This is a genomic window from Hydrogenophaga sp. GW456-12-10-14-TSB4 (assembly GCF_059424305.1).
On record NZ_JBWKZH010000009.1, the window covers coordinates 11731 to 34784 of the forward strand.

Annotated in this window: 14 protein-coding genes; 10 read left to right on the forward strand and 4 right to left on the reverse strand. The window is 69.3% G+C overall.

The genetic code is table 11. The features are described from left to right. The first annotated feature begins 2 nt into the window (after nt 1-2). Both AC07ZS_RS06815 and ligA read left to right on the forward strand, forming a co-directional pair. The gene (locus tag AC07ZS_RS06815) at nt 3-1139 is read left to right on the forward strand and encodes a cell division protein ZipA C-terminal FtsZ-binding domain-containing protein (RefSeq protein ID WP_494797829.1); all 1137 of its coding nucleotides are present in this window, start codon (nt 3-5) and stop codon (nt 1137-1139) included. Continuing rightward, the gene (gene ligA, locus AC07ZS_RS06820) at nt 1140-3215 is read left to right on the forward strand and encodes an NAD-dependent DNA ligase LigA (protein ID WP_494797830.1); all 2076 of its coding nucleotides are present in this window, start codon (nt 1140-1142) and stop codon (nt 3213-3215) included. A 4-nt stretch (nt 3216-3219) separates the two neighbouring features. Here ligA and AC07ZS_RS06825 read toward each other — a convergent pair whose 3' ends face one another. Then, nucleotides 3220-4917: a ShlB/FhaC/HecB family hemolysin secretion/activation protein gene (locus AC07ZS_RS06825; protein WP_494797831.1), complete on the reverse strand. Its 1698-nt coding sequence runs from the start codon at nt 4915-4917 to the stop codon at nt 3220-3222. A gap of 20 nt (nt 4918-4937) precedes the next feature. Beyond that, nucleotides 4938-6338 (reverse strand): collagen-like triple helix repeat-containing protein, encoded by a 1401-nt coding sequence (locus AC07ZS_RS06830; protein WP_494797832.1) that lies wholly within the window; start codon nt 6336-6338, stop codon nt 4938-4940. Nucleotides 6339-6785: 447 nt separating this feature from the next. Here AC07ZS_RS06830 and def point away from each other — a divergent pair, with 447 nt between their 5' ends. The 4 genes from def to AC07ZS_RS06850 all read left to right on the forward strand — a co-directional run bounded on the left by def (nt 6786) and on the right by AC07ZS_RS06850 (nt 13151). Next, nucleotides 6786-7325, forward strand: coding sequence for a peptide deformylase (def, locus tag AC07ZS_RS06835; protein ID WP_494797833.1), 540 nt, complete (start codon nt 6786-6788; stop codon nt 7323-7325). Between the two features lie 111 nt (nt 7326-7436). After that, entirely contained in the window at nt 7437-8867 is a 1431-nt protein-coding gene (locus AC07ZS_RS06840) for an efflux transporter outer membrane subunit (RefSeq protein WP_494797834.1), read from the forward strand. Next, nucleotides 8864-9985 (forward strand): efflux RND transporter periplasmic adaptor subunit, encoded by a 1122-nt coding sequence (locus tag AC07ZS_RS06845; protein ID WP_494797835.1) that lies wholly within the window; start codon nt 8864-8866, stop codon nt 9983-9985. Before AC07ZS_RS06840 ends, AC07ZS_RS06845 begins: the two co-directional genes overlap by 4 nt. Nucleotides 9986-9995: 10 nt before the next feature. Continuing rightward, nucleotides 9996-13151, forward strand: coding sequence for an efflux RND transporter permease subunit (locus AC07ZS_RS06850; protein ID WP_494797836.1), 3156 nt, complete (start codon nt 9996-9998; stop codon nt 13149-13151). A gap of 146 nt (nt 13152-13297) precedes the next feature. Here the strand turns inward: AC07ZS_RS06850 and AC07ZS_RS06855 are convergent, their stop codons facing one another. Continuing rightward, a complete protein-coding gene (locus AC07ZS_RS06855) occupies nt 13298-15985 on the reverse strand; it encodes a [protein-PII] uridylyltransferase (protein WP_494797837.1) in 2688 nt (895 codons plus the stop codon). 4 nt (nt 15986-15989) lie between these two features. Further along, the gene (gene map / locus AC07ZS_RS06860) at nt 15990-16814 is read right to left on the reverse strand and encodes a type I methionyl aminopeptidase (RefSeq protein ID WP_494797838.1); all 825 of its coding nucleotides are present in this window, start codon (nt 16812-16814) and stop codon (nt 15990-15992) included. A 128-nt stretch (nt 16815-16942) separates the two neighbouring features. Here map and purL point away from each other — a divergent pair, with 128 nt between their 5' ends. From purL to AC07ZS_RS06880, 4 genes are read left to right on the forward strand one after another with little or no spacing between them, the layout of a single operon-like run. Continuing rightward, nucleotides 16943-20953 carry a phosphoribosylformylglycinamidine synthase gene (gene purL, locus AC07ZS_RS06865; protein ID WP_494797839.1) on the forward strand — a complete coding sequence of 1337 codons (4011 nt, stop codon included), beginning with the start codon at nt 16943-16945 and terminating at the stop codon, nt 20951-20953. Nucleotides 20954-20959: 6 nt separating this feature from the next. Further along, entirely contained in the window at nt 20960-21232 is a 273-nt protein-coding gene (locus AC07ZS_RS06870; RefSeq protein WP_494797840.1) for a DUF2164 domain-containing protein, read from the forward strand. A 3-nt stretch (nt 21233-21235) separates the two neighbouring features. Further along, on the forward strand, nt 21236-22069 hold the full coding sequence (locus AC07ZS_RS06875; RefSeq protein ID WP_494797841.1) for a phytanoyl-CoA dioxygenase family protein: 834 nt from the start codon (nt 21236-21238) through the stop codon (nt 22067-22069). Between the two features lie 12 nt (nt 22070-22081). After that, entirely contained in the window at nt 22082-23053 is a 972-nt protein-coding gene (locus AC07ZS_RS06880) for a DUF808 domain-containing protein (RefSeq protein ID WP_494797842.1), read from the forward strand. The last annotated feature ends 1 nt before the right edge of the window (nt 23054 follow it).

Below are 23054 nucleotides of genomic sequence, written 5' to 3' on the forward strand. Positions count from 1 at the left end.
CCATGAGCACTTTGCAAATCGGTCTGGCCATCATGGGTGGTCTCGTTCTGGCGGGCCTGGTGGCCTACAACGCCTGGGTCACCAGCCGCAGCGCGCCGCGCACGGTGCGCGAACGCGGCGAGGCAGCGCGCGACGAGGCGTCCGGCGATGAAACCCTGCCCTACACGCCGGCCGACCTGTCCGAACACGAAATCCAGCGCATCGACCCGGTGCTGGGCGACACGCCGGGCGCGCCAGCGCCGCCCGACCCGGTGGTGATCGCGCAAGCGGCTGCGGCGGTGAGCCTCAACCCCCTGATGGGCCAACCGCCCGAGAAGCGCCCTGGCCTGGATGCCCTGATCGACGTCATCGCGCCGCTGTTGCTGGAGCACGAGGTCTCGGGCGATGCCTTGCTGGCCGCGCTGCCGGGCACGCGGCGTGTGGGCAGCAAGCCCTTCGCGGTGGAAGGCCAGAGCGAGGCCAGCGGCGAATGGGAAAGCCCGCGCGCGGGCCAGCGCTACCGCGCGCTGCAGGCCGGTCTGCAACTGGCCAACCGCTCCGGGCCGCTCAACGACATCGAGTTCTCCGAATTCGTGGTGAAGGCCCAGGCCTTTGCCGACGCGGTGGGCGCCGCCCCCGACTTCCCCGAGATGCGCGCCGAGGTGGCGCGGGCGCGCGAGCTGGACGCCTTCGCCAGCGGCCACGATGCCCAACTGGGTTTCACCCTGCGCGCGCGCCGCACCGCCTGGAGCCCCGGCTATGTGGCCCAGCACGCGGCCAAGCTCGGTTTCGTCGCCGGCGCCTTGCCCGGGCGCATGGTGCTCGCGAGCAACCAGAGCGGCCAGGCCCCCATCCTCAGCCTCATGTTCGACCCGCAGGCCGCCATGGCCGAGGACCCCGAACAAACCGCCTTGCGCGAGATCGCGCTCTCGCTTGAAGTCACTCACGTGCCGCGCAGCGAACAGCCCTTCGTGCGCATGCGTCAGGCCGCCACGGCGCTGGCCGAGGCCATGGAGGGTGTCGTCACCGACGACGGCGGCCAGCCGCTCTCCACCGACACCATGGACCGCATCGGCGCCGACCTGGAGAGCCTGTACGACGCGCTCGACAGCCGCGACCTCTCCGCCGGCTCCCCGCAAGCCCGCCGACTTTTCTCCTGAATGACCGCTGACCTGTTTGCCGAGCCGCCGTCGCCGGCCGCGCGTGCCGCCGAATTGCGCGCGCAACTGCACCACCACGCCCACCGCTACTACACGCTCGACGACCCGGAGATTCCCGACGCCGAGTACGACCGGCTGTTTCGCGAGCTGCAGGCCATCGAGGCCGAGCACCCCGAGCTGCTCACGCCCGACTCGCCGACCCAGCGCGTGGGTGGGCGCGTGCTCGACATGTTCACGCCCGTGCGCCACGCCGTACCCATGTTGTCGATCAACACCGAGACCGACACCGAGCCCAGCGGCGCGCGCAACTTCGACACCCGGGTGCGCCGCGCCCTGGGCCTGACCGAGGCCGACCCGCCGGTGGACTACGTGGCCGAACTCAAGTTCGACGGCCTGGCCATGAGCCTGCGCTACGAGAACGGCGTGCTGGTGCAGGCCGCCACGCGCGGCGACGGCGAGGTGGGCGAGGACGTCACGACCAACATCCGCACCATCCCGCAGGTGCCGCTGCGGCTGCCCGCCGATGCGCCGCCCGTGCTGGAAGTGCGCGGCGAGGTCTACATGCGGCGCGACCAGTTCGAGGCGCTCAACGACAAACAGCGCGCCAAGATCGCCGCCGGGGCCAAGGGCGAAAAAACCTTCGTGAATCCGCGCAACGCCGCCGCCGGTGCCGTGCGCCAGCTCGATTCGGGCATTGCGGCGCAGCGCCCGCTGAGCTTCTTTGCCTACGGTCTGGGCGACATCACCCCTCCCGAAGAGGGCGGGCCGGTGTTCGCCACGCACTTCGAGATGCTCCAGCAGCTCAAGGCCTGGGGATTCCCGGTGGCCGAGCAGACCACCCTGGCCACCGGGGCGGACGAACTGGTGGCCTTCCACCAGCGCATCGGGGCCAGCCGCGACCAATTGCCCTACGACATCGACGGTGTGGTCTACAAGGTCAATGCGCTGCCGCTGCAGAAACAGCTCGGCTTCGTCACCCGCGAGCCGCGCTGGGCCGTGGCGCACAAGTACCCGGCGCAGGAACAGCTCACCACCGTGCTCGCGATCGACGTGCAGGTGGGCCGCACCGGCAAGCTCACGCCGGTGGCCAAGCTCGCCCCGGTGTTCGTGGGCGGCGTGACGGTGACCAACGCCACCCTGCACAACGAGGACGAGGCGCGCCGCAAGGACGTGCGTGTGGGCGACACGGTGATCGTGCGCCGCGCGGGCGATGTGATCCCCGAGGTGGTGTCCGTGCTGGCGGACAAGCGCGTGGGCGAGCCTGAGCCCTTCACCATGCCGCGCACCTGCCCGGTGTGTGGCAGCGAAGCGGTGCGCGAAGAGGGCGAGGTCGATTTCCGCTGCAGCGGCGGCCTGTTCTGCGGGGCGCAGCGCAAGCAGGCCATCCTGCACTTCGCGCAGCGCCGCGCGGTCGAGATCGAAGGCCTGGGCGACAAGCTGGTGGAACAGCTGGTCGACACCGGCGTCGTCAAGACCCTGCCCGACCTCTACCGGCTGGGCTTCACGGCCCTGGCCGGCCTGGAGCGCATGGCCGACAAATCGGCGCAGAACATCGTGGACGCACTGGAAAAATCCAAGCGCACCACGCTGCCGCGCTTCCTGTTCGGCCTGGGCATCCGCCACGTCGGCGAGGCCACGGCCAAGGAGCTGGCGCGCCACTTCGGCCAGCTCGACCGCATCATGGACGCCAGCGTGGAAGCCCTCTCGGAGGTGAGCGACGTCGGCCCGGTGGTGGCGCAGAGCATCCACACGTTCTTCGAGCAACCGCACAACCGCGAAGTGGTCGAGCAGCTGCGCGCCTGCGGCCTGACGTGGGAAGAGGGCGAGCCCGCCGCGCGCGCGCCGCAGCCCCTGGCGGGCAAGACCTTCGTGCTCACCGGCACCTTCCCCACGCTCAGCCGCGACCAGGCCAAGGACCTGCTCGAAGCCGCCGGCGCCAAGGTGGCCGGCTCGGTGAGCAAGAAGACCGACTACGTGGTGGCCGGTGCTGAGGCCGGCAGCAAGCTGGAGAAGGCGCAGACCCTGGGCGTGGCGGTGATCGACGAAGCGGCCATGCTGGCCATGCTGGGCACCTGACGCTTCACTCGCCCAGCCGATAGCTCAGCGTGAGGTTCGCGCGCCAGTGGCGCTGCGTGTTCTCCAGCGGCATGTCCCCGGTCGGCTTCGACACGGCCAGATCCAGGTGGTAGTGCTTGTGGTTGGTGAGCCTGAGGCCCAGGCTGACCGAACTCAGTTGAGCCGGTGACGGCGTGGCCAGGCGGGCATGCACGCGAGCGGCCTCCAGCAGCACATAGGGCTGCCACTGCCGCAACCAGATGCCGTCGACCGCGAACACGCGGTTGAGCTCCAGCCCCAGGCCCCAGCCCGAATCGCCCACCGCTTCGCCGGCGCCGTAGCCGCGCGCGAAGCGGTTGCCGCCGAAGGACAGCTTCTCGCTGCTGGGCAGGTTGTGCGGGCTGTACTGCATCGCGAAGGACACGGCCGTGCCGAAGCGGTTGGCGAATCGGTGCTGGTGGCTGGCCTCGGCCTGCAGGCGCGCGAAAGCCAGCTTCACCGCGCTGGGTCCGGAGAGGCCGGGCACGTTGCTGGTGATGCCGGCGTCGGCTCCCAGGCCCGAGAGGCCGTGGGTCAGCCGCAGGTTGAGCTGCAGGCTGTCGTTGGGTTTCTGCGCCGTGTAGCTCAGCTGGCCGAACACGGCGCGGACCTGGGTCTCATCGGTCAGCTGCGCGCCGTTGGCGGGGTTGGTGAGGCTGTCGCGGGTGTTCACGCCGTACAGCCCGGTGCTGGCGATCCAGCTGGTTTCGCGCGAGAGTTTCAGCGGCAGGCTGGCGCTGAGTTCGGCGCGCTCGACTTCGGTTCTCCGTTGCAGTGCGTTGCTCACCCCAAGCTGCTCGTCGGGATCGCCCCGGTAGCGCGAGAGCGAGCCTTTGACCGACCAGCCTTGGCTGCCCAGGACCTGCTCGTAGTGCAGGGCGTTGTAGTGATCGTCGTCCGCCGTGGACAGCAGGGTGGATGCCCCGATCTGGCTGCCGGCCACGAAGGGGTCGTTCAACACGCCGGTGACCACGGCGCGCGGATTCGGCTTGCGCGTCTCCAGGCCCACGGCGATGTCGTAGGGTTTCTGGTTCGCCTGGATGACCAGGGTGCTGGCCCCGTCGGTGCTGGTCGGCAATTGCACCTGGGCCTGGATGGCCATGCCCGGCAGGCGGCCGAGCAGGGCGGTGAAATGTTCGAAGGTGGCGGTGCGCAGCGGCTTTTCCTGTCGGACGTGCTCGGCGATCTCGCGCAGCCGGGCCTCGGCCTTGCCGGGTTTGCCCTCGATGCGCACCGTTTGCACGTGGCCTTCCACCGCCACCACGCGCACCGTGCCGTTCTGGAAGTCCTGCTTCGGCACGAAGAAGAAAGAGAGCGCGTAGCCGCGCTCCTGGTACAGCGCGGTCGCCTGCTGGGCCCGCGCCACGATGTCGCCCACCGTCACCGGCTGGCCTGCCAGCGGCGCGAACAGCGCGGCCACCGCCTCGAAGGGGATCGACTGCACGCCTTCGATGTCGAACTTGCGCGGGGTGAGCCGCGCGCTCAACACCTCGGCACCCGGCGCGGCGGGCCGCTGCACGTCCACGTCCACCCGCACATCCGCGCCCGGCTGCACGGGCAGCGCGGGGCGCGGCAGGGTGTCCAGCGGGCTGCCGACGGGGGCCAGGGTTTGCGCCCCCGCCCCCGTGGCCACCCACCAGGCCGCCCCGGCCAGCAGCATCGGTCGGGTGAAATGGCTTGGCATGCGCTCCCGCCCTCTCTGCTTCAGCGGTTCAGCGCGCCCGTCAGGCCGCCCAGGGTGTTGGTCAGGGTGGTGGTCAGCGGGTTGGAGCTTCCGCCGCCGACCTGGCCGCCACCGACCGTGGCGGTGATGCCGCCGGTCAATGCGCCGACGGTGTTGACCACAGGCGCGAGCACGCTGCCCGCACCGCCACTGCCGCCGCCGGTCAGGCCGCTCACGGCACCGACGACAGGGGCCAGCACGCCGGCCCCGCCGCTGCCCGTGGTGCCGCCCACGGCGCCGCCGATGTTGGCGACCAGTCCACCGGTCTGGGTGACCACCTCACCCAGGCTGTTGACCACAGGCTGGCTGCCGTTGCCCTGCACGCCCACGCCCAGCTGTTGCACCGCGCCGCCGGTGGTCACCAGCAGGTTGCCGACGGGTGTGCCGACGCCGGTGGCGTCGTTCACATGGGCGGCCACCTGTGTCACGCCGGCGGTGATGGGCACGATCACGGTGTTGATCGCCCGGCCCACCTGTTCGACCGAACCGATGGGAGCGCCCGAGGCAGGTGCGTTGACCAGATCGCCGGTATGACCGAGCGTGCGCGAGGTGTTGCCCAGGATCTCGCCCACTTCGCGCGCGACCGGCTGGTTGCTGCCCGCGAGCTGTTCGCCCGCCTGGCCCACGGCCTTGGCCACGGGGTCGACGACGCGGTCTGCCACGGGACCCAGGCCCGTGGCCTTGCCCACGGTCTGCGTGGCGCCTGCGCCGGTGTTCACCACCGTCTCCACCACCTTGCTGGCGCCGCCGAGCAATGGGTTGACCGGGCCGGTGCTCAGCTGCGTGTCCAGGCCCTGGCCGACACGGCTGACCACCTGGCCGGCCTGGTCCACGGCCTGGCCGGCGACGTTGGTCACCGGGCTCAGGGCCGAGGTGGCGGGGTTCTGGCCCAGGCCTGTGACGGCGGCACCTGCGCTGGACACCGCGTTGCCCGCCTGATCGACCGCACCGCCGAGACCGGCTGCGGTGACCCCCAGCGGGTTGTCGACCTTGCCGATCTGGCCCACGCCATTGGCCACCGCCGCGCCCACGGCGCTGACCACGCCGCCGGTGTGGCCGACCACGCCGTTCACGCCTTGCGCCGAGGCATCGCCCACGAGGGGTTTCACCACGTTGGACACCGTACCACCCAGGCCGGAGACGGTCTGGCCCAGGTCGGTGACCGTGTTGCCTTGCTCACGAACGACTGCCGCCAGCGGGGAGCTGCTGGTGCCTCCGCCGCCGCCACCACCCGAGCCTCCGCCCGAGGAAACGGCCGTGCCGTCACCGGCGCTGTTGAGTGAGCCCGTGCCGGAACACCCGCCCAGAACGAGCAAAGCCGCTGCCAGGGCGGTCAGACCTGCCCGAGCCGGGCCGTGGGAACGATCGATAATCCTTTTCATGGATATCCTCCTGAGGAACGTGAAACCAACGCAGACACCCACGGCCAATTCCGGGGGAGGTGCCAGCAATTCATCGACGGGTTGGCAAGCAACATTAATTTGTTTTTGCGCGGCGTCAGATTTAATTCCTGGTGCCGGCAGCCGGGTGAAATAACTGGCTCCCGTGACCAGTCTAGGGCTTGCTTCTGTCATCTGGATCAGGGTTTTTTGACGGCGAAAAGCCCTTTTTTGTCATAGGGTATGGAGCCCTTTGGTGAAGGGAAAGCTGTATTGCAATGGGAAATGGAAACTATATTTAACAGATCCATCTGCCTTTAATTTCAATGGCCAATCGAAGATTTTCCAATTGGTCAAATTTGCACCTCGAATGAATATTGCCGTGTCTCGCGACTTTTGACACGGCAGCGGCGCCACCCATTTCCAAGTCCAATTCCACATCGAAGCGACATGAGCATCCACAACATCCTCAAAATGGGGGATCCGCGCCTGCTGCGGCACGCCCAGCCGGTTACCGCGTTCGACACCCCCGAGCTGCACCAGCTCGTCGCCGACCTTCAGGACACCATGGCCGCGGCCAATGGGGCCGGCCTGGCCGCGCCGCAGATCGGGGTCGATCTGCAGGTGGTGCTGTTCGGCAGCGGCCTGCCCAACCCGCGCTATCCCGACGCGCCGCCGGTCCCCCGCACGGTGTTGATCAACCCGGTCATCACGCCGCTCGGCGACGAGGAAGAGGAAGACTGGGAAGGCTGCCTGTCGGTCCCGGGCATGCGCGGCGTGGTGCCGCGCTGGCGTCGCATCCGTTACCAGGGCTTCGATGCCCAGGGCCGGCCGATCGACCGTGAAGCCGAGGGCTTCCACGCCCGCGTGGTGCAACACGAATGCGACCACCTCTGGGGCACGCTGTACCCGATGCGGGTGCGCGACTTCCGCCGCTTCGGCTTCACCGAGGTGCTGTTCCCGGGCCTGGCGGCCGCCGAAGACGACTGATATCGGCGCTGTTACAAACCGCGGCGCGGTTGAAATGTATTGAAATATCCAGGCAGGGAAATCGACTAGAGTCAGTCCCCGGAATAACAACCGAACAGGGACTGCCTTTCCATGAAGCGAATGCTTGTCGTGGCGGCCAGCGCGGCCGTGCTCAGCGCCTGCAGCGTGACCAAGCCCCCCGCCAGCGTGCCAGTGGACCTGCCGGCCACCTGGTACGCACCGCCCCTGGCGCACCAGGGCAGCACCGAGCAGCTCACCACCTGGTGGGGTCGGTTCGACGACCCCGTGCTCACCAACTGGGTGGCGCGCGCGCAGGCCCAAAGCCCTTCCGTGGCGTCGGCGCGTGCGCAGGTGTTTGCCGCCCGCGCGGCGCGCCTCGGTGTCGAAGCCCAGGCCGGGCCGCAGCTGAACGCCGTGGCCAACGCCAGCCGGGGCCTGACCGATCCCACCATGCCCCTGGGCACATCGTTGAATGCCGGCTTGCAGGCCTCATGGGCCATCGACCTCTGGGGCGGCAACGACGCCCGCCGCGGCAGCGCCGAAGCACAGCAGGACGCCGCTGGCGCCGGCTGGCACCAGGCCCGCGTGCTGGTGGCCTCCGAGCTGGCCCAACTGTATTTCGCCCAGCGCCTGTGCCGCGAGCAACTGGCGGTGGCCGCGCGCGACCGCGATTCGCGCGGCGTGACGGCCGAGAACAACGCGATCTCCGAGCGCGCCGGCCTCACGGCCCCGGCGGTGGCCGCCCTGGCGCGCGCCAGCGGCGCCGAGGGCGCCGCGCGCTACCGGCAGCAGAACGAAACCTGCGAACGCCAGGTGAAGTCGCTCACCGCGCTCACCGGCGTGCCCGAGCCCGAGGTGCGCCAGCGCCTCGCCGCCGCGCCCGACCTGCAGGCGCTGCTGCAGTCCCCGCGCATGGACCAGCTGCTGTCGGTGAACGCCGTGCCGGCCGAGGTGATCCGCCAGCGCCCCGACGTGTACCGCGCCCAGCGTGAGCTCGTGGCCGCCAGCGAAGACGTCGGCGTGGCCCGGGCCGCCTTGCTGCCCAGCCTGTCGCTCTCCGGCAGCGTGCTGCGCAACCGCTTTTCGGGCGGCGGCAACGAAGGCACGTTCAACACCTGGTCGGCCGGCCCGCTCACGCTGAGCCTGCCGCTGCTGGGGCGCGATGCCTTGCGCGCCAACACCGACAGCGCCCAGGCACGTTACGAAGCGGCGGCCATTGCCTACGCCGGCAGCTTGCGCCAGGCCGTGGCCGAGGTGGAGCAGGCACTGGTGAGCATTTCCAGCCTGCGCGAGCGCGTGGCGTCGACCGACACCGCCGTGGCGGGCTACGGCCAGTCGTTCCAGGCCACCGAGGCGCGCTACCGCGTGGGCCTGGCCAGTCTGAACGAGCTGGAAGAGGCGCGCCGCCTCAAGCTCGCGGCCGACAGCAGCGCCGTGGCGCTGCAGCAGGAACGCATCAACGCCTGGATCCAGTTGTACGTCGCCCTCGGCGGCGGCTTCGACCCCGTGAACAACCCCGACGCTCTCAAAGACCCATCATGAACGCCGCTCCTCCGCAATCGCGCAAACGCTGGCTCTGGCTGGCCATCGCCCTGGCCCTGGTTCTTCTGGGCGTGTTCTGGGTCTTCATCAAGAAGCCGGGCAACCCCGAAGCAACCGCGCCCGCCGCCGAGGCCAAGCCCCGGCCCTCGCTCACCGTGACCGTGGCCCAGCCCGTGCACGGCAACCTGCCGATCCGCCTGCAGGCCAACGGCAACATCACCGCCTGGCAGGAAGCCAGTGTGGGTGCCGAGGTGAACGGCCTGCGCCTGGCCTCGGTGAACGTGAACGTGGGCGACCTCGTGCGCAAGGGCCAGGTGCTGGCCGTGTTCGCCAGCGAGACCACCAAGGCCGACAGCCTGCAGAGCCAGGCCAGCCTGGCGCAGGCCGAGGCCAGCTTCGAGAACGCCAAGGCCGACGCCGACCGCGCTCGCTCGATCCAGGACACTGGCGCGCTCTCCAAATCCCAGGTGGCGCAGTACCTCACGCAGGAGCGGGTGGCCCGCGCCCAACTGGAAGCGGCCAAGGCCGCGTTCGGCGCGACCGAGGTGCGCCTGGGCAACACCCGCGTGCTCGCGCCCGACGACGGCGTGATCTCCGCGCGCACCGCCACCGTGGGCGCGGTGGTGGGTGCGGGGCAGGAGCTGTTTCGCATGGTGCGCCAGAGCCGCATGGAATGGCGCGGCGAAGTCACGCCCAACGAAGTGGGCCGCGTGCGCGTTGGCCAGAAGGTGCAGGTCACGGCGGCCACCGGCCTGGAGATCACCGGTCAGGTGCGCGCCATCGCGCCCGGCGCTGACCCGCAGACCCGCAACATCCTGGTCTTCGTGGACCTGCCGCGCCACGCCGAGCTCAAGGCCGGCACCTTCGCCAAGGGCAGTTTCGACCTCGGACAGAGCGACGCGCTCACCGTGCCCAGCCAGGCCATCGTGGTGCGCGACGGCAGCAACTACGTGTTCGTGATCGACGCGCAGAGCAAGGCCAACCAGCGCAAGGTGCAGACCGGGCGGCGGGTGGACGACCGCGTCGAGGTGCTCGAAGGCCTCAAGCCGGACGAGGCGGTGGCGGTGCAGGGCGCGGGCTTCCTGAACGAAGCCGACCTGGTCAAGGTCGTTCAGTGAGGGCGCGGCCATGAACGTTTCCGCCTGGTCCATCAAGAACCCCATCCCGGCGGCGATGCTGTTCGTCATGCTCACGCTGGCGGGCCTGTTCTCCTTCAAGCAGATGAAGGTGCAGAACTTCCCCGACCTGGATCTGCCCACCATCACGGTCGTGGCGGCGCTGCCGGGGGCTTCGCCCAACCAGCTCGAGAACGACGTCGCGCGCATCATCGAGAACAGCCTGGCGTCGCTGCAGGGCCTCAAGCACATCTACACCAAGGTGCAGGACGGCACCGTCTCGCTCACGGTCGAGTTCCGCATCGAGAAGAACACCCAGGAAGCGCTGGACGACGTGCGTTCGGCGGTGGCCAAGGTGCGCAGCGAGCTGCCCACCGACCTGCGCGACCCCATCGTCAACAAGGTGGAACTGGCCGGCGGCGCGGTGCTGGCCTACACGGTGTCCTCCGACAAGATGGACGCCGAGGCCCTGTCCTGGTTCGTGGACAACGACGTGTCCAAGCAGCTGCTGTCGGTGACGGGTGTAGGCGCCGTCAGCCGCGTGGGCGGCGTGGACCGCGAAGTGCAGGTGCTGCTCGACCCGCTCAAGCTGCAGTCGCTGGGCACCACGGCCACCGATGTCTCGCGACAGCTGGCGCGGGTGCAGATCGAAAGCGCGGGCGGTCGGGTGGACCTGGGCGGCAGCCAGCAGCCGCTGCGCACCCTGTCGCAGCTGGCGTCGGCCGAGGCGCTGTCGAAGATGGAAATCTCGCTCAGCGATGGCCGCCGCATTCGCCTGGACCAGATCGCCGAGGTGCGCGACACCGTGGCCGAGCCGACCGCCGCTGCTTTCCTGGACGGCAAGCCGGTGGTGGGCTTCGAGGTCGCGCGCAGCCGCGGCGCGAGCGAAATCGAGGTGGGCGACGGGGTGCGTGCGCGCCTCAAGGACCTGCAGACGGCGCGGCCGGACCTGAAGATCACCGAATCGTTCGACTTCGTGACGCCGGTGAAAGAGGAATTCGACGCCTCCATGACGCTGCTCTACGAGGGCGCCTTGCTCGCCGTGCTGGTGGTGTGGCTCTTCCTGCGCGACATCCGCGCCACCATCGTGTCGGCTGTGGCGCTGCCGCTCTCGGCCATCCCGGCCTTCATCGGCATGTACTACATGGGCTTCACCATCAACGTGGTGACGCTGCTGGCGCTCTCGCTGGTGATCGGCATCCTGGTGGACGACGCCATCGTGGAGGTGGAGAACATCGTGCGCCACATGCGCATGGGCAAGACGCCGTACCAGGCGGCGATGGAGGCGGCCGACGAGATCGGCCTGGCGGTGATCGCGACCACCTTCACGCTGATCGCGGTGTTCCTGCCCACGGCGTTCATGGCCGGCATCCCGGGCAAGTTCTTCAAGCAGTTCGGCTGGACCGCCGCGCTCGCGGTGTTCGCTTCGCTGGTGGTGGCGCGCGCGCTCACCCCGATGATGGCGGCCTACATCCTCAAGCCCTTCGTGTCCCGGGAGATGCCGCGCTGGGCGGCGTCCAACCCCGTCACGGCCGCCGCCTGGCGTTGGGTCAACAACCAGGAGGAGCCGGGCTGGCTCAACACCTACCAGAACTGGGCGCGCTGGTGCATCCGGCACCGCTGGATCACCAGCTTGGGTGCCGGTCTCTTCTTCATCGGCTCGCTCATGTTGATCCCGCTGCTGCCCCAGGGCTTCATCCCGCCCGACGACAACTCGCAGACCCAGGTCTTCCTGGAGCTCTCGCCCGGTGCGACGCTGGAGCAGACCATTGCCACGGCCGAACGCGCGCGCCTGCTGGTGGCAGCGGTGCCGCACGTGCGCTCGGTCTACACCACCATCGGCTCGGGCACGGCCGGCTCGGACCCGTTCGCGCCGCAGGGCGCGGCCGAGTCGCGCAAGGCCGCGCTGACCATCCAGCTCGACCCGCGCGGCGAGCGGCCGCGCAAGCAGGGCATTGAAAACCAGTTGCGCGAGGCGATGTCGAACCTGCCGGGCGTGCGCAGCAAGGTGGGCCTGGGCGGTTCGGGCGAGAAATACATCCTCACGCTCACCGGCAGCGATGCCCATGCGCTGAGCACCGCGGCGCGCGCCATCGAGCGCGACCTGCGCACCATCCAGGGTGTGGGCAGCATCCAGTCCACGGCGGCGCTGGTGCGCACGGAAATCATCGTCACGCCCGACCTTGCGCGAGCCGCCGAACTCGGCGTCACGAGCTCGGCCATCGCCGAGACGCTGCGCATCGCCACGGTGGGCGACTACGACAACGCCTTGCCCAAGATGAACCTGCCCGAGCGGCAGATTCCCATCGTGGTCAAGCTCGACGTGGGCGCGCGGCACGACCTCGAGGTGCTCAACCGCCTCTCGGTGCCGGGCAGCAAGGGCCCGGTGATGCTGGGGCAGGTGGCCCAGCTCGACTTCGGCGGCGGCCCGGCGGTGATCGACCGCTACGACCGTGCGCGCAACATCAACTTCGAGGTCGAGCTCGCGGGCATCGCGCTGGGTGACATGAAGACGGCGGTGGAGAAGCTGCCGAGCCTGCGCAACCTGCCACCGGGCGTGTCGGTGCTGGAGATCGGTGACGCCGAGGTGCAGGGCGAGCTGTTCGCGAGCTTCGGCCTGGCGATGCTGACCGGCGTGCTGTGCATCTACATCGTGCTGGTGCTGCTGTTCAAGGCCTTCCTGCACCCGGTGACCATCCTGGCGGCGCTGCCGCTGTCGCTGGGCGGTGCTTTCGTGGCGCTGCTGCTGGCGAACAAGAGCTTCTCCATGCCGTCGCTGATCGGTCTGATCATGCTGATGGGGGTGGCGACGAAGAACTCGATTCTGCTGGTGGAGTACGCGATCGAGGCGCGGCGCGAGCACGGGTTGAACCGGCTGGACGCGATCCTGGACGCCTGCCACAAGCGCGCCCGGCCAATCGTGATGACGACCATCGCCATGGGTGCGGGCATGTTGCCGATCGCGATTGGCTGGGGCGCGGCCGACGGCAGTTTCCGCTCGCCGATGGCGGTGGCGGTGATCGGTGGCCTGATCACCTCGACCTTCCTGAGCCTGCTGGTGATCCCGGCGGTGTTCACCATCGTGGACGATGTGTCGCTGTGGTTTGCCGGTCTGTTCCGGCGCAAGTCGGGGGACGGGGCTGTGGAGCCGGGGACCCTTCGCGCCTGACGGGTTTGGGGCCGGCGGCGTGCCAACGGTACCTCTGAGCCTGCGAGGGTGGGTGTTCTGCGCAGCGGGGTAAAGGAGGAGGCGGCACCAGCCGCCGGGGGACATCCGCGGAGCAGAGCACCCGCCCTCGCAGGCAGCGAAAAAACTCAGCCCTCCAGCGTCTCCAGAAGCTCCGTCTCCAACTCGATCTGGCGTTTGTTCATCTGCAGTTGGGCGCCGCTGATGAGGAAGGTGTCTTCCACCCGTTCCCCCAGGGTGGTGACCTTGGCGAGCTGCACGCTGATGTCGTAATGCGCCAGCACCCGCGTGATGCCGTAGAGCAGGCCGGCGCGGTCGCTCGCCGAGATCGAGAGCAGCCAGCGCTGCGCCTTCTCGTCGGGCCGCAGATCCACGCGCGGCGTGATCGGAAAGCTCTTCACGCGCCGCGAGAGCCGGCCCTTGGCCGGCGTGGGCAAGGGACCGCGCTCGTCGATCGTCTGCGCCAGGTTGTTCTCCACCATCGCGATCAGCTCGCGGTAGTGCTCCGACATCGTGGGCGCCACCACCTGGAAGGTGTCCAGCGCATGGCCGGTCAGGGTGGTGTGCACGCGCGCATCGAGAATGCTGAAGTGCGAGCTGTCGAAATAGCCGCAGATGCGCACGAACAGGTCCGGCTGGTCGGGCGCGTACACCAGCACCTGCAGGCCCTCGCCTTCGGGCGAGATGCGCGCGCGCACGATGCAGTTGTCGATAGGGGCCTCCGCCCCTTCGGCCGTCTTCACCGCCGGCTTGCCCGCCGCCTGCGCGATCTGGCGCGAGAGCACCCGCGTGTGCCAGGCGATCTCGTCGGCCTGGTGGCGCATGAAGTAGCTCACGTCCAGCGTGTCCCACAGCGCCTTGTGCGCCTGGTGGGGCAGGGCGTGCAGGGCCAGCATGGACAGCGCCTCGCGCTTGCGGCCCTCGATCACCGCACCCGGGTCGGGCGCCCGACCGCCCAGCGCGCGCAGCGTGTAGCGGTACAGGTCTTCCAGCAGCTTGCCCTTCCAGGCGTTCCACACCTTGGGGCTGGTGCCCCGGATGTCGGCCACCGTGAGCAGGTACAGCGCCGTGAGGTAACGCTCGTTGCCCACCCGCTTGGCGAAGGCGGCGATCACGTCGGGGTCGCTCAGGTCCTCCTTCTGTGCCATCCGGCTCATCGTGAGGTGCTCGGACACCAGGTACTGGATCAGCTTCGTGTCCTCGCGGTCGATGCCGTGCTGGTGGCAGAAGGTGCGCACGTCGCGTGCGCCCAGGTCGGAATGGTCGCCGCCCCGGCCCTTGGCGATGTCGTGGAACAGCGCCGCGATGTAGAGAATCCAGGGCTTGTCCCAGCCGGCGGCCAGCTGCGAGCAGAACGGGTACTCGTGCGAGTGCTCGGCGATGAAGAAGCGGCGCACGTTGCGCAGCACCATCAGGATGTGCTGGTCCACCGTGTAGACGTGGAACAGGTCGTGCTGCATCTGCCCGACGATGTGGCGGAACACCCAGAGATAGCGCCCGAGCACCGAGGTCTGGTTCATCAGCCGCATGGCGTGCGTGATGCCCTCGGGCTCCTTCAGGATCTGCAGGAACTGCGCGCGGTTGACCGGGTCGGCGCGAAAGCGCGCGTTCATCACCGGGCGGGCGTTGTACAGCGCGCGCAGGGTGCGCGCCGACAGGCCCTTGATGCCCACCGTGGTCTGGTAGAGGTGGAAGGTCTCCAGGATGGCGTGCGGCTGCTGCACGTACAGGTTGTCGCTCGCCACCTCCAGCATGCCGCCCTTGTCGAAGAAGCGCTCGTTGAGCGGGCGCAGGCGGTCCACACCGGCCACGTCGCTCTGCAGGCGCTCCTGGATGTTGAGCAGCAGGATCTGGTTGAGCTGGGTCACGGCCTTGGCCGCCCAGTAGTAGCGCTTCATCAGCGCTTCGCTGGCGCGGCGCGTGCCCTTGGCGGTGGGGCCGCCGCCGGCGGGCACCTGGGCCTTGAAGCCGAAGGACTCGGCCACGGCGTTCTGCAGGTCGAACACCAGCCGGTCCTCGCGGCGGTGGGCCAGCAGGTGCAGGCGCGCGCGGATCAGGCTCAGCAGAGCCTCATTGGCCTTGATCTGCCGCGCCTCCAGGGGCGTGGCCAGGCCCTTGCGGGCGAGCTCGTCCCAGCTGCGGCCCAGGCCGGCGGCCTTGGCCACCCACAGAATGATCTGCAGGTCGCGCAGGCCCCCCGGTGACTCCTTGCAGTTGGGCTCCAGCGAGTAGGGTGTGTTCTCGAACTTGGTGTGGCGCTGGCGCATCTCCAGCGTCTTGGCGACGAAGAAGGCCTTGGGGTCCATGGCCTCCGCCAGCTGGTTCACCAGGCTGGAGAAGGCGTTCTTGCTGCCCGCGATGAGCCGGCATTCGAGCAGCGAGGTCTGCACCGTCACGTCTTTGGCGGCCTCGTCCACGCACTCGGCGATGGTGCGCACGCTGGAGCCGATCTCCAGGCCGAGGTCCCAGCAGGCGCCGATGAAGCTCTCCAGCCGGGCCTTGAGCGCGGGGTCGTCATCGGGCCGGCTGCCGTCGGGCAGCAGCACCAGCACGTCCACGTCGGAGCTGGGGAACAGCTCGCCGCGCCCGTAGCCGCCCACGGCGACGAGCGAGAAGCCCGGCTCGAAAGCCGCCAGGGACCAGAGCTCGCGCAGGGTCTGGTCGGTCAGGCGGGAGAGGTGTTGCAGCGTCTTGCGCACGCCGCGGGTGGACGAGCCCTGCACACCCAGCTGGTCAAGCAGGGTGGCCTTGTCGGTGCGGTATTGCTGCCGCAGGGTGCCGAGTTCGGGCACGGCGGGCACCGGCGCGAGCGCCATGGCGTCAGGCAAGGGCGGGCGCCGGGGTCACGAAGGCGGGCGCGGGCAGGCTGCCGGCGGACAGGGTGAGCACCTCGTAGCCAGTTTCGGTGACCAGCACGGTGTGTTCCCATTGCGCCGAGAGCGAGCGGTCGCGCGTGACGATGGTCCAGCCGTCGCCCATCTCCTTGATGTCGCGCTTGCCGGCGTTGATCATCGGTTCGATGGTGAAGGTCATGCCCGGCTTGAGCTCCTCCAGGGTGCCGGGACGGCCGTAGTGCAGCACCTGCGGGTCTTCGTGGAAGCGCTGGCCGATGCCGTGGCCGCAGAACTCGCGCACCACCGAGAAGCCGTTGCTTTCCGCGAACACCTGGATGGCATGGCCGATGTCGCCCAGGCGGATGCCGGGGCGCACCAGCACGATGCCCTTCCACATCGCCTCATAGGTCACCTGGGTGAGCCGGCGCGCCTGCACCGAGCAGGCGGCTTCGCCGCCGATCAGGAACATGCGGCTGTTGTCGCCGTACCAGCCGTCCTTGATCACCGTGACGTCGACGTTGAGGATGTCGCCCTTCTTGAGCGGCTTCTCGTTCGGGATGCCGTGGCAGACCACGTGGTTGATCGAGGTGCACAGGTGGCCCGGGTAGGGCGGGTAGCCGCTGGGCTGGTAGCCGATGGTGGCCGAGACCGTGCCCTGCTGCTTCATGTACTCGGCCGCCAGGCGGTCGATTTCCAGCGTGGTGACGCCCGGCTGGATCAGGGGTGTGAGGTAGTCCAGCACTTCGGACGCCAGGCGGCAGGCCGTGCGCATGCCCGCGATGCCGGCTTCGTCTTTGTAGGTGATGCTCATGGGGCGCGATTATCCCATCTGGCCCCGTCTGCCGGGGCCTGCGCACGGCAAGGCCATGGGGGCGGCCGGGTAAAATCCAGGGTTTTCCCACCTGCCGTCGGCGGGTCAACGCACCTCAGGCTCCCAACGTGTCCCTGCACCTGCGCTTTTTTGAAGGCGGCAACGCCGTCAGCGACTTCAAAGTCCAGCAGATCCTGCCCCGTCTCGCGGGCATTTCCGACAAGATCACCGGCCTCTCGGCCCGCTTCGTCCACCTGGCGAGCTTCGACGGCGAGCCCGACGCGGCCACGCTGCAGCGGGTGGGCGAGCTGCTGACCTACGGCGAACCGGGCACCCCGGCGCACGCCCAGCTCGAGGCGGCCGGCGCGCCGGCCCTGCTGGTGATGCCGCGCCTGGGCACCGTCTCGCCCTGGGCTTCCAAGGCGACCGACATCGCCCACAACTGCGGCCTGGCGCTGCACCGGGTCGAGCGCCTGGTCGAGTACCGGGTGGGCCTCAAGTCCGGCCTGCTGGGCAAGAAGGCCAGTCTGTCCGAAGAACAGCTGCGCGCCGTGGCCGACCTGCTGCACGACCGCATGACGGAAAACGTCTCGCTCGACCGCAGCCAGGCCCAGGCCCTGTTCACCGAGCTGCACCCCGCGCCCATGGAGCAGGTCGACGTGCTCGGGGGCGGCCGTGCCGCGCTGGAGCGCGCCAACGCCGACTGGGGCCTGGCCCTGGCCGACGACGAGATCGATTACCTCGTCAACGCCTTCAACGGCTTGAAGCGCAACCCGACCGACGTCGAGCTGATGATGTTCGCGCAGGCCAACAGCGAGCACTGCCGCCACAAGATCTTCAACGCGCAGTTCACCATCGACGGTGCGGCGCAGGACAAGAGCCTGTTCGGCATGATCCGCCACACCCACCAGCAGGCGCCGCAGCACACCGTGGTGGCCTACTCGGACAACGCCTCCATCATGGAAGGCAGCGTGGTCGAGCGCTTCGTGGCCCGAGCCGGTGGCGACACCTCGCCGGCCTACGCCGCCGAGACCGCCACGCACCACGTGCTGATGAAGGTGGAAACGCACAACCACCCGACCGCCATCTCGCCGTTCCCCGGCGCCTCCACCGGCGCGGGCGGCGAGATCCGCGACGAGGGCGCCACCGGCCGGGGTTCCAAGCCCAAGGCCGGCCTGACCGGCTTCACCGTCGGCAAGCTCTGGGGCGGTCTCTCCGACCAGCCGGGCGGCAAGCCCGAGCACATCGCCAGCCCGCTGCAAATCATGACCGAGGGTCCCCTGGGCGGTGCGGCCTTCAACAACGAGTTCGGCCGGCCCAACCTGCTGGGCTACTTCCGCGAGTACGAGCTGGCGGTGTACGGCGTGCAACGCGGGTACCACAAGCCCATCATGATCGCGGGCGGCGTCGGCGTGATCGATGCCATCCAGACGAAGAAGATCGAATTCCCGGCCGGCTCGCTGCTCATCCAGCTCGGCGGCCCCGGCATGAAGATCGGCATGGGCGGCAGCGCGGCCAGCTCCATGGCCACCGGCACCAACGCCGCCTCGCTGGACTTCGACTCCGTGCAGCGCGGCAACCCCGAGATCGAGCGCCGCGCGCAGGAGGTCATCAACCACTGCTGGCAGCAGGGCGAGAACAACCCCATCCTGGCGATCCACGACGTGGGCGCGGGCGGCCTCTCCAACGCCTTCCCCGAACTCACCAACGACGCCGGCCGAGGCGCGCGCTTCGACCTGCGGGCCGTGCCGCTGGAAGAAAGCGGCCTGGCGCCCAAGGAAATCTGGTGCAACGAGAGCCAGGAGCGTTATGTGCTGGCGATCGCGCCCGAATCGCTGCCGCTCTTCCAGGCCTTCTGCGAGCGCGAGCGCTGCCCGTTCGCCGTGATCGGCGTCGCCACCGAAGAGCGACAGCTCGTGCTGGCCGATGAGGGACAACAAAGCCCGGTCGACATGCCGATGAACGTGCTGCTGGGCAAACCGCCCAAGATGCACCGCGACGTGAAGAGCGTGGCCCGTCAGGCGACCCCGCTGGAACTCACCGGCGTGAACCTGCAGCAGGCCGTGATCGATGTGCTGAGCCACCCGACCGTGGCCTCCAAACGCTTCCTCATCACCATCGGCGACCGCACCGTGGGCGGCCTGAGCCACCGCGACCAGATGGTCGGCCCCTGGCAGGTGCCGGTGGCGGACTGCGCCGTCACGCTGGCCGACTACAAGGGCTTCGCCGGCGAGGCCATGAGCATGGGCGAGCGCACGCCGCTGGCCGCGCTCGACGCCGCCGCGTCCGGCCGCATGGCGGTGGCCGAGGCCATCACCAACCTGCTGGCCGCGCCGATCGAACTGCCGCGCGTGAAGCTCTCCGCCAACTGGATGGCCGCCTGCGGCGAACCGGGTGAAGACGCCGCGCTGTACGACACCGTCAAGGCCGTGGGCCTGGAGCTCTGCCCGGCGCTGGGCATTTCCATCCCGGTGGGCAAGGACAGCCTGTCCATGCGCACCCAATGGCGCGAAGGCGGCGAGACGAAGAAGGTGACCTCGCCGGTCAGCCTGATCGTGAGCGCCTTCGCCACGCTGGCCGACGTGCGCGGCACGCTCACGCCGCAACTCAACAACGCGCTCGAAGACACCACCCTGGTCCTGATCGACCTCGGCAAGGGCCGCCACCGCATGGGCGGCTCCGTGCTGGCCCAGGTGCTGGGGCAGGGCGGGGGCGAGGTGCCCGATCTGGACGACGCCAAAGACCTGGTGAGCCTAGTCAACGCGGTGAATGCCCTGCGCGCGCAGGGCCAGATCCTGGCCTACCACGACCGCAGCGACGGCGGCCTGCTGGCGGCGGCCGCTGAAATGGCCTTCGCCGGCCATGTGGGCGTGGCGCTCAATGTGGACCTGCTCGTGACCGAGGGCGACGGCATCAGCGACAGCCGCGCCGAGATGGGCGACGCCAAGAACTGGGCCGGCCAGGTCAGCGCGCGCCGCGAGGAACTCACGCTCAAGGCCTTGTTCAGCGAAGAGCTGGGCGTGCTGCTGCAGGTGCGCACCGAAGACCGCAACGCCGTGATGCAGACCCTGCGCGAGCACGGCCTGTCCAAACACAGCCACTTCGTGGGCAAGACCCGCCCGGCCTCGTCCGCGATGGACGCCGGCAAGGGGCAACTGCAGGTCTGGCGCGACACCAAGGCGGTGTTTTCGGCCAGCCTGTTCGACCTGCAACAGGTCTGGGACAGCGTGAGCTGGAAGATCAACCAGCAGCGCGACAACCCGGCGGGCGCCGATGCCGAACACGCGGCGGCGGGCCAGCCGGACGACCCGGGTCTGCACACGAAGCTGACGTTCGACGCCGCCGACAACGTGGCCACGCCCTTCCTCAACCTCGCGCGCCCCAAGGTTGCCATCCTGCGCGAGCAGGGCGTGAACTCGCACGTGGAGATGGCTTACGCCTTCACCCAGGCCGGTTTCGAGGCCTTCGACGTGCACATGACCGACCTGCAGACCGGCCGCGCGAAGCTGGCCGATTTCAAGGGTGTGGTGGCCTGCGGCGGCTTCAGCTACGGCGACACGCTGGGCGCGGGCATAGGCTGGGCGCGCAGCATCACCTTCAACCCCGGCCTGTCCGAGCAGTTCCAGGCCTTCTTCGGCCGCAGCGACACCTTCGGCCTGGGGGTGTGCAACGGCTGCCAGATGTTTGCCGAGCTGGCCGACATCATCCCCGGCGCCGAGGCCTGGCCGCGCTTCACCACCAACCAGAGCGAGCGCTTCGAGGCGCGCCTGTCCCTGGTGGAGGTGCTGGACTCCCCCAGCCTGTTCCTGCAGGGCATGGCCGGCAGCCGCCTGCCGATCGCGGTGGCGCACGGTGAGGGTTACGCCAACTTCCGCCACCGGGGCGACGCCGGCAAGGCCATCGCCGCGATGCGATTCACCGACCACAGCGGCGCGGCCACCGAGGCCTACCCGTTCAACCCCAACGGCAGCCCGGGCGGCCTGACGGCGGTGACCACGGCCGACGGCCGCTTCACGGCCATGATGCCGCACCCCGAGCGCGTGTTCCGCAACATCCAGATGAGCTGGACCGACCAGGACCCGGCCGCCTTCAGCGCCTGGATGCGCCTGTGGCGCAACGCACGCCGCTGGGTCGGCTGAACGAACATGGCCATCGAGCTGCCCAAGGCCACCCGCGACGAGGCGATCGCCTCGATCCAGCGCTACTTCGAGGCGAACATGGACGAGCGCATCGGCAACATCGCCGCCGGTGGCCTGCTGGGCTTCTTCCTGGAAGAGATCGCCCCCGTGGTCTACAACCAGGCCGTGGCCGACGTGCAGGAGCGCCTGCAGGCGCGCGTGGCCGAGCTCGACATCGAGGTCCACGAGGAAGCTTTCACCTACTGGCGCAAGCGGGAGAAACCCGCCAAGGGGAGATGACGCATGGCACGCGAGTTCTTTCTGCCTGAGGGCACGGCCACCGATTTCGCCGCCGACGGCGCCGTGGTGCTGCGCGGGGTGTTCAATGCGGACGAGCTGGCCCTGCTCGAACGCGGCATCGAGCACAACCTGGCGAACCTCAGCCCCCTGGCGCTGGTCGCCAGCGAACCCGATGACCCGGGCCGTTTCGTCGAGGACTTCTGCACCTGGCAGGACAACCCCTCGTACCAGCGCATCCTGCGCGAGTCGGCCCTGCCGCACATCGCCACCCAGCTCATGCACAGCCGCACGGCCCGGATCTACCACGACCACCTGCTGGTCAAGGAACCCGGCACGCGCCAGCCCACGCCCTGGCACCAGGACCAGCCGTACTACAACGTCAGCGGCCGCCAGAACGTGAGCTTCTGGATTCCCGTGGACCCGGTGCCGCTGGCCAGCACGCTGCGTTTCGTGGCCGGTTCGCACGCCGGCACCTGGTACATGCCGCGCACCTTCCGCGACCAGCAGGCCCGCTGGTTCCCCGAAGGCACGCTGGCCGAACTGCCCGCCATCGACGCCGAACCCGAGCGCTTCCGCCAGCTGGCCTGGGCCCTGGAACCCGGCGACTGCGTGGCCTTCCACATGCTTGCGCTGCACGCCTCCAGCGGCGTCGGCCCGGGCCAGCGCCGGCGCGTGTTCTCCGCCCGCTACCTGGGCGAAGACGCGCGGCACGCGCCCCGGCCCTGGCGCACCTCGCCGCCATTTCCCGGCCTGGCCGAGCGCATGGCCGACGGTGCCGAGCTCGACGATCCCCTGTTTCCGCCCGTCTGGCCCTCCAACGACCACCCCCATTCCTGAAAGGGCCGCCCCATGGCCGGTACCAGTCTGCTCGCGCTGATCGACGACATCGCCACCATCCTGGACGATGTGGCCCTGATGACCAAGGTGGCCGCGCGCAAGAGCGCCGCGGTGGCGGACGATGTGGCCGCCATGACCCAGCTGGCGGCCAAGAAGACCGCCGGCGTGCTGGGCGACGACCTGGCACTCAACGCGCAGCAGGTCACTGGCGTGAAGGCCGATCGCGAACTGCCCGTGGTCTGGGCCGTGGCCAAGGGCTCGCTGATGAACAAGGCCATCCTGGTGCCCAGCGCGCTGGTCATCAGCGTGATCGCCCCCTGGGCCATCACGCCGCTGCTGATGCTCGGCGGCCTGTTCCTGTGCTTCGAGGGCGCCGAGAAGCTGTGGCACGCCTTCGGCCCGCACAAGGCCGAAGACGCGGCGCACCGCGAGGAACTGGTCGAGGCCGTGGCCAATGAAAACGTCGACCTCGTCGCGTTCGAGAAGCAGAAGATCAAGGGCGCGGTGCGCACCGATTTCATTCTTTCGGCCGAGATCATCGTCATCACGCTGGGCACGGTGGCCGCCGTCGGCATGGGCCAGCGCATCGCCGTGCTGGTGGGCATCTCGCTGATCATGACCGTCGGCGTCTACGGCCTGGTGGCCGGCATCGTCAAGCTCGACGACCTCGGCCTGCACCTCAACCGGCAGGCGGCCGCCTGGAAGCAGTCCCTGGGTCGCGGCATCCTCGCGGCGGCGCCCTGGCTGATGAAGACGCTGTCGATCGTCGGCACCGCTGCCATGTTCCTGGTCGGCGGCGGCATTCTGGTGCACGGCATCCCGGCGCTGGGCCACGGCATCGAGGCCTTCGCTGCCACGCTGGGCTGGATCGGTTCGCTGGCGTCCAGCCTGGCGGGTGCGCTCGCGGGGCTGGTTGCGGGTGGCGTGGTGCTGGCCCTGGTGAGCGTGGGCAAACGCCTGCGCGGCGCCGCCAAGCCCGCCTGAG

Coding starts and splice junctions, on each gene's coding strand:
- AC07ZS_RS06815 (WP_494797829.1), top strand. CDS start 3: ATGAGCACTTTGCAAATCGGTCTGGCCATCATGGGTGGTCTCGTTCTG.
- ligA (WP_494797830.1), top strand. CDS start 1,140: ATGACCGCTGACCTGTTTGCCGAGCCGCCGTCGCCGGCCGCGCGTGCC.
- AC07ZS_RS06825 (WP_494797831.1), bottom strand. CDS start 4,917: ATGCCAAGCCATTTCACCCGACCGATGCTGCTGGCCGGGGCGGCCTGG.
- AC07ZS_RS06830 (WP_494797832.1), bottom strand. CDS start 6,338: ATGAAAAGGATTATCGATCGTTCCCACGGCCCGGCTCGGGCAGGTCTG.
- def (WP_494797833.1), top strand. CDS start 6,786: ATGAGCATCCACAACATCCTCAAAATGGGGGATCCGCGCCTGCTGCGG.
- AC07ZS_RS06840 (WP_494797834.1), top strand. CDS start 7,437: ATGAAGCGAATGCTTGTCGTGGCGGCCAGCGCGGCCGTGCTCAGCGCC.
- AC07ZS_RS06845 (WP_494797835.1), top strand. CDS start 8,864: ATGAACGCCGCTCCTCCGCAATCGCGCAAACGCTGGCTCTGGCTGGCC.
- AC07ZS_RS06850 (WP_494797836.1), top strand. CDS start 9,996: ATGAACGTTTCCGCCTGGTCCATCAAGAACCCCATCCCGGCGGCGATG.
- AC07ZS_RS06855 (WP_494797837.1), bottom strand. CDS start 15,985: ATGGCGCTCGCGCCGGTGCCCGCCGTGCCCGAACTCGGCACCCTGCGG.
- map (WP_494797838.1), bottom strand. CDS start 16,814: ATGAGCATCACCTACAAAGACGAAGCCGGCATCGCGGGCATGCGCACG.
- AC07ZS_RS06870 (WP_494797840.1), top strand. CDS start 20,960: ATGGCCATCGAGCTGCCCAAGGCCACCCGCGACGAGGCGATCGCCTCG.
- AC07ZS_RS06875 (WP_494797841.1), top strand. CDS start 21,236: ATGGCACGCGAGTTCTTTCTGCCTGAGGGCACGGCCACCGATTTCGCC.
- AC07ZS_RS06880 (WP_494797842.1), top strand. CDS start 22,082: ATGGCCGGTACCAGTCTGCTCGCGCTGATCGACGACATCGCCACCATC.